Genomic DNA, 12,025 nt, shown 5'->3' with positions numbered 1-12,025 from the left:
CCCTCTTTCGCCTTTCAGTGGATTTTTATGCAACCAGCTCGCATAACCCTATCCTGGCCAGGACATACCTTGCTGCCAATAATCTGTTTATTCAGCATAAAAAAAAGATAAACCGACCCTATCACAAAAATAAAAATCGCCCCCTTACCGCCAACAGGAATAAAAATTCAAAAAATCATGAGTCCACAGAAATATAAATTGCCATTTAGTGAATAAGTACGCTAACAGCCGACACAAAGAAAGAAAAAACAACAAGTTAAGATAAAACTTAGTTAGCTAAAATCCACATAACTCCCTTTGTTACTGGATAATTAACGCGAGGCGCGAGTATTAATGCATTCTGAATAATAGATTTAAAAACAAAACAATGACACCAATCAATTCATTGCCTATTTCATTTCCCCTCTATTTATCATGTGATCCGCATCACAAAACACCGCCAAGCAAAGTTTATTATTCTCCGCAACGCAACGGTACCCATCCTTATGAAAGGAAATAAGCTCTTTATTTCTTTTCGTTCGATGTTACTCAAATCTGAAAATAGGGAATGAAATGAATAAGAACTATGTAGGGTCTGAAATAGGCCAACTGCGCAGCGTTATGCTTCACCGTCCTAATTTAAGTTTGAAAAGATTAACGCCATCTAATTGTCATGAACTGTTATTTGATGACGTATTATCCGTCGAACGAGCAGGCGCCGACCACGATATATTCTCCAAAACGTTAAGAGATCAGAATGTCGAAGTATTACTGCTTACCGATCTGCTGAAAGAAACCATGAGCATTCCCGCCGCCAAGCAATGGCTGTTGTCGACACAGGTTTCAGACTTCCGGCTTGGGCCGTCACTGGCGGCCGATATTCGTGGCTGGCTGGGCGACTTGTCCGATCTTCAACTTTCCCGCCATATGACCGGCGGCCTGACCTATGCCGAGATCCCCGCCAGCTTCAGTAATATGGTGGTCGACACCCATCAGGGCACTGACTTTATTATGAAGCCTCTGCCTAACCATTTATTTACTCGCGATACCTCATGCTGGATATATAACGGCGTGTCGATCAATCCAATGGCAAAACCGGCACGGCAGCGTGAGACTAATAATCTTCGCGCGATTTATAAATGGCATCCTTACTTTTCCAAAGGCAACTTCACGACTTATTTTGGCGACGAAGAGCGTAATTATGATCACGCCACGCTGGAAGGCGGCGACGTCCTGGTGATTGGCCGCGGCGCGGTATTAATCGGTATGTCGGAACGCACTACGCCACAGGGGGTGGAATTCCTGGCGCAGGCCCTCTTCCGGTCCCATCAGGCGGAACGGGTCATCGCACTGGAATTACCCAAACACCGTTCCTGTATGCACCTGGATACCGTCATGACTCACATCAACCTGGATACCTTCTCGGTCTATCCGGAAGTGGTACGCAAAGAGTCACAGTGCTGGACGCTGACCCCCGACGGCAAAGGCGGCCTGCATCGCCAGCAGGAAAAACACTTCCTGACCGCGATTGAACGCGCGCTGGGCATTACTCAGGTGCAACTCATCACCACCGGTGGCGACAGCTTCGAAGCCGAGCGTGAGCAATGGAACGATGCCAATAACGTCCTTACTGTCCGCCCTGGCGTGGTTATCGGTTACGAGCGCAACACCTGGACCAACGAAAAATACGACAAGGCCGGCATCACCGTACTGCCGATCCCCGGCGATGAACTGGGCCGTGGCCGCGGCGGCGCGCGCTGCATGAGCTGCCCGCTGGAACGCGACGCTATCTAACCCCCAACGGAATAAAAACATCATGACTAAACCTACTGTGGTGATTGCCCTGGGTGGGAACGCCCTGCTGCGCCGTGGAGAACCGCTTGAGGCGGATATCCAGCGCCGCAACGTGTTGCTCGCCAGCCGCCAAATCGCTGCGCTGACCAAGGACTGGAACGTGGTACTGGTGCACGGCAACGGCCCGCAAGTCGGATTGCTGGCGCTGCAAAACAGCGCCTACCCGCAGGTCGCGCCTTATCCGCTGGACGTACTGGGTGCAGAAAGCCAGGGCATGATCGGCTATCTGCTGATTCAGGAGTTGAAAAACTGTCTGCCGGAGCAGCAAGTCAGTGCATTGCTCACCCAGGTGGAGGTTGACCCTGACGACGGCGCCTTCAGCAACCCCAGCAAATATATCGGGCCGGTCTACGACCAGGAAACCGCGCTGGCGCTAAGCCTGGATAAAGGTTGGGCCATCAAACCGGACGGCAAGTATTTCCGCCGCGTGGTGCCTTCACCCAAACCGCTCAACATCATTGAAACTGCCGCGATTAACGCCCTGATTGCCCAGGGCCATCTGGTTGTCTGTACCGGTGGCGGCGGCATTCCGGTGCTGCGGCAGGAAGGCAAATTGCAGGGGATTGAGGCGGTGATCGACAAAGATCTGTCCGCCGCGTTCCTGGCAGAACAAATCAACGCCGACGCTCTGCTGATCCTGACCGATGCCGACGCCGTGTATCTCGACTGGGGCACCCAACAGCAGCGCGCGCTGAGCAAGGTGACGCCAAACGAGCTGGCCGACATCACCTTCGACGCCGGATCCATGGGGCCGAAAGTCTCGGCTGCCAGCCATTTTGTGCGCTCTCGCCACGGCATTGCCGGCATTGGCGCACTGCAAGATGCCACCCGCATTCTGACCGGCGAGCAAGGCACATTAATTACTCCAACGCATTGAATAGAGAGGGGCAACCTTATGAGCATCAACTTACGTCATCGCCATTTTCTGAAACTGCTGGATTTCACCAGCGAGGAAATCCAGCACCTGATCGACTTGGCCTTCGCACTGAAAAAAGCCAAATCCGGAAAAGCAGAGAAACAACGCCTGTGCGGTAAAAACATCGCGTTGATTTTCGAGAAAACCTCTACCCGCACCCGCTGCTCGTTTGAAGTGGCCGCGTTCGACCAGGGTGCCCGGGTCACTTATCTCAGCCCCACCGGCTCCCAGATCGGCATTAAGGAGTCGATGAAAGATACCGCCAGGGTGCTGGGCCGGATGTATGACGGCATTGAATACCGCGGCTTCGGCCAGGCAATTGTCGAAGAACTGGCGGAATTTGCCGGGGTGCCGGTATGGAACGGTCTGACCGACGAATTCCACCCGACGCAAATTCTGGCGGATTTGATGACCATGCTGGAGCACAAGCCGGGCAAAAAGCTCAATCAAATCTCCTTCGCCTACCTTGGGGATGCGCGCAATAACATGGGTAATTCGTTGATGGTCGGCGCAGCAAAAATGGGCATGGATATCCGCCTGGTCGCACCAAAGGCCTTTTGGCCTGACGAAGCACTGGTCGCACAGTGCACCGATATCGCCCGCCATACCGGCGCGCATATCACCCTGACCGACAAGGTTGAAGAAGGCGTGAAAGGGGTCGACTTCCTCTATACCGACGTTTGGGTCTCGATGGGGGAACCCAAGGAAGCCTGGGCCGAACGCGTCAAGCTGATGCAGCCCTATCAGATCAATGCCGCGGTGCTGAAAACCACCGGCAACCCACAGGTCAAGTTTATGCACTGCCTGCCCGCCTTCCATAACGAGCAAACCAAAGTGGGTAAAGAGATTGAGCTTGCCTACGGTCTGAAAGGACTGGAAGTCACCGAAGAGGTGTTCGAATCCCCTCACTCCATCGTGTTCGATGAAGCGGAAAACCGCATGCACACCATCAAGGCCGTCATGGTCGCCACCCTAGGCGATTGATCGGCGCGCGGCGGTGCCAGTCACTGCCGCGTTCTCATCTCTGCATCATTATTTTCTTGCTGCCCTGCGTAGCTGGAGGAACCCTTATGTCTGAAAAAAAACTGGGACTGATGGCGCTTATTGCGCTGGTGATAGGTTCCATGGTGGGTGGCGGCGTGTTCAGCCTGCCGCAAAACTTCGCTTCTGTGGCCTCACCCGGTGCGCTGTTGATCGGCTGGCTGATTACCGCCGTCGGGATGATTTGCCTGGCACTGATTTATCAGAATCTCAGCGCCCGTTGTCCAAAGTTGGAAGGGGGTATTTACAGCTATGCCCGCGCCGGATTCGGTGACTTTATCGGTTTCCAGTCTGCCTGGGGTTATTGGTTCGCCGCCTGGCTGGGCAACGTCTCTTATTCGGTACTGCTGTTTAGCGCCCTCAGCTTTTTCTTCCCGGTGTTCGGCCTGGGCAATAACTGGCAGTCGATCCTCGGGGCTTCCATTGTGCTGTGGCTGGTACATGCGCTGGTGTTGCGCGGCGTGCAAGAGACCGCAATGATCAATACCGTGCTGACGGTAGTCAAAGTACTGGTATTGCTGGTGTTTATCGCCGCAGTGGTGATCGCCTTCCGCATCGGCATTTTCACCGCAGACTTCTGGGGCCGCATGATGCTGGTCAATGGCAGTCATCCCGCGCTGTTTGAACAGGTAAAAGGCACCATGCTGATTACCACCTGGGTGTTTGTCGGCATCGAGGGCGCCACCGTGGTCTCCTCACGGGCAGCCAAGCGCGCCGATATCGGCAAGGCCACCGTGATTGGGTTGCTGGGTTGCCTGGTGATTTATATTTTGGTCAGCGTGCTGTCGATGGGCGTGCTCGATCAAGCCACGCTGAACGGATTAAAGAATCCGTCGACCGCTGGGGTGCTGGAATCCGTGATCGGTATTTGGGGCGCACGCCTGGTCGCTGCCGGGGTCACTTTGTCGGTAGCCGGCGCGCTGCTGGCCTGGACACTGTTTGCCTCGGAACTGCCGTTTGTCGCGGCCAAAGACGGCATGTTCCCAAAAGTATTTACCAAAACCAATGCCAATGGCTCACCGGCAACCTCGTTGTGGATCACCAATGGTTTGATTCAACTGTTCCTGCTGCTGACATTTTTCTGTAGTGCCGGTTATCAGGCCCTGTTCTCTATCGCCACCGCCGCCATTCTTCCCCCTTACCTGTTCAGCGCCGCCTATGGTCTGAAACTGGCGATCACCGGCGAAAACTACCGGGCTGGGGAGTCGCGCACCCGCGATCTGGCCCTCGGATTGATTGGTACCCTCTACGGTTTTTGGCTGTGTTATGCGGCCGGCAGCCAGATGTTGCTGAGTTCGCTGCTGTTCGTTCCCGGTTTGCTGGTGTTCCTGTGGCACCAGAAAACCCAGCGTGCAGAGCGGCTTTTGAAAGGCTATGAAGCACTAATTGCCACCTTTTTGGTCATTATCGCCGGCATTACCGTTTATATGATTGCGACCGGTCATATCACCCTCGGTTAGCGATAATTTATTACATTGATTTATATAGAGTTATCGCTCATTTTCAAACCAAGGCAGTATTAAAATGACGAATAAGATAGAAACCTCATGGGGAAAGGAACAACGCAAACTGGCACTGTGCCGCAAACTGGTGGTCAGCCAACGTTATTCATCACAGGAGGAGATCCGTCATCAAATGATGCGCAGCGGCTATCAGGGCATTAGCCAGTCGACCGTATCTCGCCTGTTGAAAATGCTGGGAGTGATGAAGGTGCAGAATGCCAAGGGGAAAAAAGTCTATTCCCTCAATGCGCTGCACCACCCGGCACCCGATATCAACGAGCCGCTATCAGCGATGCTGATCGACGTCGAGCATAACGACAAGTTTGTGCTGATCCACATGAATTCCGGCTACGCGAAAGCCATGGCGAGGATTATCGATCTTTGCGCCTGGCCCGCCGTATTGGGCGTGATCGCCAGCAGCAATGTGGTGTGGATAGCGCCACGCGATACACGCGATGTCGCACAGTTGCATCAGCGCCTGCTGAACCTGCTGGACAGCAATCCCGGTCTTTGATGACCAACCAGCCCTGTCTTGAACAGGGCTTTCAGACGGCTTATAAATAGGTAGGGGTCGAACATGTTCGACCCGATTTAACCCATTGATTGTCCTATAGGGCGCAGCATGCGGCGCCCTTACCACGAAACAACGGAGCACCTTTCAAATGGCGCTCCGCGCTCTGGCCTCTTATAGTTTTTTTGTCTATCAAATAGCCGATTAACCTTTGTCAGCCACCGACAAAGGTTCTACCGTGCATGCTGACGGCAAAACGCCGCGAAAACTAACGATAACAATGACTTCTCGGCACCGGAGCCCGCGGTGCATTCAGGGGAAAAAACAATGAAAGCCAAAGTCCTGCCGCTGTTAATGCTTGCCGCGCTGTCCACCGCCACATTGGCCGCCACTCCACCCAACACGCTGGTGGTGGTGCAATCGCTGGATGACATCGTCAGCCTCGATCCGGCGGAAGCCAACGAACTGTCCAGCATCCAGACCGTGCCAAGTTTGTATCAACGGCTGGTACAGGCGGATCGCGACGATCCGGCAAAAGTGGTGCCGGTGCTGGCAGAAAGCTGGCAAGGCGACGCCGCTGCCAAAACCCTGACCATCAAACTGCGTCCACAGGCGCTATTTGCCTCCGGTAACCCGTTGACCGCCGATGACGTGATCTTTTCCTACAGCCGCGCGGTGAAGATGAACAAGTCACCGGCGTTTATTCTCAACGTCCTCGGCTGGCAGCCGGATAACATCGACGCACAGCTGAAGAAAATTGACGACCATAGCCTGCAACTGAGCTGGACGGCAGACGTCAGCCCGGCAGTAGCGCTGAATATTCTCTCCACCCCGATCGCCTCAATCGTTGACAGCAAAACGGTGCAGCCGAATGCCAAAAACGGCGACTACGGCAACGCCTGGCTGAAAATGCACTCTGCCGGCAGCGGGCCGTTCAAAATGCGCGTCTACCAACCGCATCAGGCGATTGTGCTGGATGCCAATCCGACCTCACCGGGCAGCCAACCGCTGCTGAAAAGCATCATCATTAAAAGCGTGCCAGACTCCGCCACCCGCCGCCTGCTGATCCAGCAGGGCGACGCCGACGTGGCGCGCGAGCTTGGCCCGGACCAGACCGTGGCGCTGAAAAATCAGCCGGGCGTGAAGGTGCTGGAGATCCCTTCCGCCGAGCAAAACTACCTGGTGTTTAACACTGGCAACACCGCCAACCCGCTGCTGAAAAATCCGGCCTTCTGGCAGGCGGCGCGTTATCTGATTGACTACCAGGGCATCACCAAAGATCTGCTGAAGGGCCAGTATTTCGTCCACCAAAGCTTCCTGCCGGTCGGTTTGCCGGGTGCGCTGGAAGACAACCCGTTCAGCTTCGATCCGGCCAAAGCCAAAGCCATTCTGGCCAAAGCCGGGATCACCAACGCCACGCTGACGCTGGACGTAGAGAACAAACCGCCGTTTATCACCATCGCCCAGGCGATGCAGGCCAGCTTTGCCGAGGGCGGTGTGAAGCTGGAACTGTTGCCGGCCGCCGGTAGCCAGGTTTATTCGCGGGTACGCGCCCGCCAGCATCAGGCCGCTATCCGTTTGTGGATCCCCGACTATTTCGACGCCCACTCCAACGCCAGCGCCTTCGCCTATAACGACGGCAAGGCCAGCACGGTGGCGGGCCTCAACGGCTGGCAGATCCCGCAGTTAAGCCAGCAAACGTTGGCGGCGGTAGCCGAAGCCGATCCGGCCAAGCGAACCGCGCTGTACACCGCCATGCAGCAGGAACTGCAGCGTAACTCGCCGTATGTGTTTATCGATCAGGCAAAAACCGAAGTGGTGCTACGCGATAACGTCAAAGGCTATCAACAGGGTCTGAATGCCGACATGGTCTATTACGATCGCGTCAGCAAATAAAGGGGGCATCTTTAAGCCGTGGGATATGACGAGGCGGCCAGGCCCCTCAGTAGGCCTGGCTTTTTTACAGAGTGACAAGCAGTGAAACCATCAGGTCATGATCGTTTCGTCACCCACTAGCGGGTAATGCGTGCAGCGTTATAGCAGGTAATATCCACTTCAACTTTGCAATCCACCACTAAATCGGCAACCGCGCAAATACGCGCCGGTGGGTGAGCGGCAAAGAACTCACGGAAGACTTTATTGAATGACTGGAAATAACGGGCATCGGTCAGAATGACCTTAACGTGCACCACGTCCTCCAGGCCATATCCCGCTTCCTGCATAATATCCAGGCAGTTTTGGATCGCCAGGCGCGACTGCTCGATAATGCCGCCCTCCACTACTTCACCGTCTTTCATCGGCGTCTGACCGGAGATATACAGCCAACCACCGGCTTCTACCGCTCTGGAAAAGGGCAGGTGCTGCCCACCCGTGCCGGTGCCACCATCAATACCGTATCTTTTGATCGTCATGCCTTGCTCCTGTCGATTTATTTGCCCTGACGGCACAAAAACCGCCCGGCGCGCAGGCCGGTAACGGCCTGATGTTGATAACTCAGTACGCCGTTCACCCACACCGCGTCGATCCCTGCGGCGGGCTGTTGAGGTTGGCTGAACGTCGCGCTGTCTTTTACTTTCAACGCATCGAACAATACCAGATCGGCGTAGTAACCCGTTTTGATCAGCCCACGCTGCGGCAGTTGATAGCGTGCCGCAGACATGCCACTCATTTTGTGTACCGCCACGGTCAGGGGGAACAGTCCTTCGTCACGGCTGTAATGCCCCAACACGCGCGGGAAGGCTCCCCACAGGCGTGGATGCGGCATCGGATCGTTCGGCAAACCATCCGACCCCACCATGGTCAGCGGATAACTCAACACCCGGCGCACATCCTGCTCGTCCATGTTGTAGTAAATCGCCCCTGCCGGCATCAGCCGCTTGCCGGCCTCATGCAAGCTCAGCGACCAGGTTCCGGCGATGTCGCGCAAAGACTGCCCCGCCATCTCCGGGTGCGTTTCTGACCAGGTGATGACGATCTCGAACTCATCGGTGATCTGTTTTAAATCCAGCGTCGAAGAACTGGCAGAATAAGGGTAGCAGTCGCAGGACACATCCTGCGTCTGACGCACCTTGTCGAACAATTTTAAGGTTTCCTGCGTGCGGCCCCAGTTTTTGGCCCCGGCGCATTTATGATGCGAAATCACTACCGGCACCCGGCCGTGGCGGCCGATGCGGAAGGCCTCATCCATCGCCTCGAGGATAGGTTCAAACTCCGAGCGCAAATGGGTGGTGTAAATCCCCTGCTCAGCCGCCAGCTCTTCCGCCAGTGCCATCACCTCTTCGGTGGGGGCCGAAAACGCCGAGGCATAGGCCAGACCGGTGCTCAATCCTAACGCGCCCTGTTGCAATGCGCTGCGCAACTGCTCGCGCATGGCGACTAGCTCTTCGCCACTGGCCGGACGAAACAGGTCATCCATCTGGTTGCTGCGTAAGGTGGTATGCCCAATCAGCGTCGCCACATTCACCGCAGGCGTCACGGCTTCCACCTGCTGACGGTAGGCCGCAATGGTCGGGTAAATGAAATGTTCTTTCTCCCCCAGCAGGTTCATCGGGTCCGGCACCTGGGTCCTGATCGTCGCACCGGCCGCGCTGATGCCACAGTTGCCGACAATCACCGTGGTCACGCCCTGTGAAATCTTCGGCAGCATTTCAGGCATGCGGATTACGTTGGTATCGTCATGGGTATGCACATCGATGAACCCCGGCGACAACACCCGTTCGTGCCCCTCAATCACCACCTCGGCGTCGGTCTCGATGACAGGCGCAATCGCCGCGATGCGGTCGTCTTTGACCGCAACATCCGCCTGGTACAGTGGCCCGCCGCTGCCGTCGATCACCGTGACATTTTTAAACAGATACTGATACCGCATGAATCATCATCCTTCCGTTAGGGTCTGTGGGATACCGGCTCAGTCACCCAGCGGCTGGCGGTCGGCCCCGCCGCGATGGCTGTCCAGCGCCAGCTTGATGCGGCGCAACCGGTCCCTGGACTGGCGCTTATTCGCCATGGCCAGCGCCGTCGCCAGCACGTCCACCATCGCCAGCATGGCGTAGCGCGAGCTGCTGGGTTTGTAGATGTAATCATTTTCCTGCACCACCAACGCCAGCAGCACGTCAGCCTGCGCCGCCAGTGGCGTTCCGGTAGGGGCAATCGCCACCACTTTGGCCCCGTACTGGCGGGCAATGGCGGCACTTTCCACCACTTCCTGCGTGTAGCCACCCAGTGACAGCGCCACGATCACATCCTGCCTGCTCACCGCTGCCGCCATCATGCGCACCAGCAAGCCATCACTTTGTGCCGTCACCGGCAACCCCAGCCGAAACAGCCGATGCTGGATCTCTGCTGCGCAGAGGGTAGAGCCGCCGCCCATACCCATCGCCACAATGTGTCGTGCACCGCTGAGTAACTCCACCGCCTTGGCCAGCGCGGCGTCATCGAGGGTCCGCCGATTAATATTCAGGACATTGATAATGCTTTCATAAATCCCCTGAATTCCTTCAAGGTCCGGCTCTTCGTGAATGAAGCGTTGCCCCACCGCCAGCGACTGCGCCAGCTTGACCTTAAGATCGCGCACGTCGCGGCAGTCCAGCGCTTTGGCGAAACGCGTAATCGACGCCTGGCTAACGTTAGCCTGCCGGGCCAGTTCGGCAATCGGCAGGGCGGTCACCGCCTCCGCATCATCCAGAATGAATTGTGCAATGCGTTTTTCGGCGCTGCTCAGCTCGATAAAACGCTCCGTAATGCGCGAGATAATGTCGATTTCAACACCCATCGCCTGACCTCATAGTGGTTAAATTTTGTCATTTACAATGCAAGAAAACAGTGGAAGACTACACAAAAAACAGTTCTAAAAATGATACTTTGTACCCACATCACAACAAATATTATTTAAAAATCATTTAAATCAATAATTTTAATAACGATACCCATTTTAAAAAAGATAGAACCCTCAAAGGATAATGTTATGAAATACCAAACAGATTTCACCGTTACCCACAAAGCCGCCGTGATGCACAGCGCCCCGAACGGCCCGGCCAACCTGCTCAATGAAGATGTCTGCCTGCCGGCTGCCGCCATCAAGCGCAGCAGCCTGGAAAACAATATTGCCTGGATGCAAAACTATGCCGATGCGCGCGGCGTCTCTTTAGCCCCACACGGTAAAACCACCATGACGCCGTGGATCTTCCAGCGTCAGGTAGCGCAAGGCGCCTGGGCCATTGGCGTCGGCTCCGCCTGGCAGGCAAAAGTGGCCATGGAAGCCGGCGTGCCTCGGGTACTGATGGCAAACCAACTGGTCGGCAAGGCCAATATGCAGCTGATTGCCGAGCTGAAAACGCAGCATCCCGACCAGGATTTCTTTTGCTGCATCGACAGCCTGAGCAATGCGCAGACCCTCGCAGCCTTTTTCAGCCAGCGCGGGCAAACGCTGGATGTGCTGGTGGAGTTGGGTGTCCCCGGCGGGCGCTGCGGTTGCCGCAGCGTGGCGCAGGCGCAGCAGCTGGCACAGGAGATAGCCGCGCTGCCGGGGTTGCGTCTGCAAGGTATCGAACTGTATGAAGGCGTGATGCACGGCGATGATGCCCAGAGCAAAATCGAACAATTCCTGCGTGAAGCCGCCGGGCTGCTGCGCAGGCTACACCAGCAAGGCTTGTTGAACGCTGAGCAGGCGATCCTGACCGGTGCCGGTTCCTCCTGGTATGACGTGGTTTGCAACGTCTGGAGTGAAGAGGCGCTGCCGGCAAACTGCCGTGTGGTGATCCGCCCCGGCTGTTACATCACCCATGACCAGGGAATTTACCAGGACGCGCAAAATGCGGTATTGGCCCGTGACAGCTACGCCTGCGATTTGGCGGGAGAATTAACCTCGGCATTGGAACTGGTGGCGCTGGTGCAGTCGGTGCCTGAGCCGGGCCGGGTTATCGTCAACTTCGGCAAACGAGATGCCGCCTTCGACGCCGGTCTGCCGCAACCGATCGCCCATTATCGCAATGGGGTTCAGCAACTAAGCGACATTCAGCATCTACTGACCCATGGCATCATGGATCAGCACGCCATGTTAAGCTGCCCGGCGGAGTTTCCGGTGCAGGTCGGTGATATTCTGGTGTTCGCCACTTCTCACCCATGCCTGACCTTTGATAAATGGAAAACGCTGTTTTTGATTGACGATAATTACAACGTTATAGAAACCATTGAGACGTTTTTCTGATAACGAAAGAAGGATAT

The 12,025-nt window shown here is 55.6% G+C and carries 10 protein-coding genes; 7 read left to right on the top strand and 3 right to left on the bottom strand.

What is annotated here, in order from left to right; all coding sequences use genetic code 11:
* Window positions 1-552 precede the first annotated feature (552 nt).
* From arcA to E5C26_RS02515, 6 genes are all read left to right on the top strand, one after another.
* Complete coding sequence (gene arcA, locus E5C26_RS02540) at window positions 553-1,773, top strand: arginine deiminase (RefSeq protein WP_135314919.1); 1,221 nt, start codon at window positions 553-555, stop codon at window positions 1,771-1,773.
* Between the two features lie 19 nt (window positions 1,774-1,792).
* Complete coding sequence (gene arcC / locus E5C26_RS02535) at window positions 1,793-2,710, top strand: carbamate kinase (protein ID WP_441347647.1); 918 nt, start codon at window positions 1,793-1,795, stop codon at window positions 2,708-2,710.
* 18 nt (window positions 2,711-2,728) lie between these two features.
* A complete protein-coding gene (argF, locus tag E5C26_RS02530) occupies window positions 2,729-3,733 on the top strand; it encodes an ornithine carbamoyltransferase (RefSeq protein ID WP_135314917.1) in 1,005 nt (334 codons plus the stop codon).
* An 86-nt stretch (window positions 3,734-3,819) separates the two neighbouring features.
* Window positions 3,820-5,250 carry a basic amino acid/polyamine antiporter gene (locus tag E5C26_RS02525; RefSeq protein WP_135314916.1) on the top strand — a complete coding sequence of 477 codons (1,431 nt, stop codon included), beginning with the start codon at window positions 3,820-3,822 and terminating at the stop codon, window positions 5,248-5,250.
* A 64-nt stretch (window positions 5,251-5,314) separates the two neighbouring features.
* The gene (locus E5C26_RS02520; RefSeq protein ID WP_135314915.1) at window positions 5,315-5,806 is read left to right on the top strand and encodes an arginine repressor; all 492 of its coding nucleotides are present in this window, start codon (window positions 5,315-5,317) and stop codon (window positions 5,804-5,806) included.
* A gap of 324 nt (window positions 5,807-6,130) precedes the next feature.
* Window positions 6,131-7,699 carry an ABC transporter substrate-binding protein gene (locus tag E5C26_RS02515; RefSeq protein WP_135314914.1) on the top strand — a complete coding sequence of 523 codons (1,569 nt, stop codon included), beginning with the start codon at window positions 6,131-6,133 and terminating at the stop codon, window positions 7,697-7,699.
* Window positions 7,700-7,815: 116 nt separating this feature from the next.
* On the opposite strand, the gene E5C26_RS02510 is transcribed toward E5C26_RS02515, so the two are convergent.
* From E5C26_RS02510 to E5C26_RS02500, 3 genes are read right to left on the bottom strand one after another with little or no spacing between them, the layout of a single operon-like run.
* A complete protein-coding gene (locus E5C26_RS02510; protein ID WP_099065057.1) occupies window positions 7,816-8,214 on the bottom strand; it encodes a RidA family protein in 399 nt (132 codons plus the stop codon).
* Between the two features lie 17 nt (window positions 8,215-8,231).
* Complete coding sequence (locus E5C26_RS02505) at window positions 8,232-9,671, bottom strand: N-acyl-D-amino-acid deacylase family protein (protein ID WP_135314913.1); 1,440 nt, start codon at window positions 9,669-9,671, stop codon at window positions 8,232-8,234.
* Window positions 9,672-9,710: 39 nt separating this feature from the next.
* Entirely contained in the window at window positions 9,711-10,574 is an 864-nt protein-coding gene (locus tag E5C26_RS02500; protein ID WP_135314912.1) for a MurR/RpiR family transcriptional regulator, read from the bottom strand.
* 192 nt (window positions 10,575-10,766) lie between these two features.
* On the opposite strand from E5C26_RS02500, the gene E5C26_RS02495 reads away from it, so the two are divergent.
* Window positions 10,767-12,008, top strand: a complete 1,242-nt coding sequence (locus tag E5C26_RS02495) for an amino acid deaminase (protein ID WP_135314911.1) — start codon at window positions 10,767-10,769, stop codon at window positions 12,006-12,008.
* Window positions 12,009-12,025: the final 17 nt, after the last annotated feature.

The sequence above is a fragment of the Serratia proteamaculans genome, assembly GCF_004684015.1.
Lineage (GTDB): Bacteria > Pseudomonadota > Gammaproteobacteria > Enterobacterales > Enterobacteriaceae > Serratia > Serratia proteamaculans_F.
The sequence above is the reverse complement of the archived record's forward strand: the minus strand, read 5'-3'. Positions and strand labels throughout refer to the sequence as shown.

What these genes read in the sequence shown, in the direction of transcription:
- arcA (WP_135314919.1), top strand. Translation starts at nt 553, where the DNA reads ATGAATAAGAACTATGTAGGGTCTGAAATAGGCCAACTGCGCAGCGTT.
- argF (WP_135314917.1), top strand. Translation starts at nt 2,729, where the DNA reads ATGAGCATCAACTTACGTCATCGCCATTTTCTGAAACTGCTGGATTTC.
- E5C26_RS02525 (WP_135314916.1), top strand. Translation starts at nt 3,820, where the DNA reads ATGTCTGAAAAAAAACTGGGACTGATGGCGCTTATTGCGCTGGTGATA.
- E5C26_RS02520 (WP_135314915.1), top strand. Translation starts at nt 5,315, where the DNA reads ATGACGAATAAGATAGAAACCTCATGGGGAAAGGAACAACGCAAACTG.
- E5C26_RS02515 (WP_135314914.1), top strand. Translation starts at nt 6,131, where the DNA reads ATGAAAGCCAAAGTCCTGCCGCTGTTAATGCTTGCCGCGCTGTCCACC.
- E5C26_RS02510 (WP_099065057.1), bottom strand. Translation starts at nt 8,214, where the DNA reads ATGACGATCAAAAGATACGGTATTGATGGTGGCACCGGCACGGGTGGG.
- E5C26_RS02505 (WP_135314913.1), bottom strand. Translation starts at nt 9,671, where the DNA reads ATGCGGTATCAGTATCTGTTTAAAAATGTCACGGTGATCGACGGCAGC.
- E5C26_RS02500 (WP_135314912.1), bottom strand. Translation starts at nt 10,574, where the DNA reads ATGGGTGTTGAAATCGACATTATCTCGCGCATTACGGAGCGTTTTATC.
- E5C26_RS02495 (WP_135314911.1), top strand. Translation starts at nt 10,767, where the DNA reads ATGAAATACCAAACAGATTTCACCGTTACCCACAAAGCCGCCGTGATG.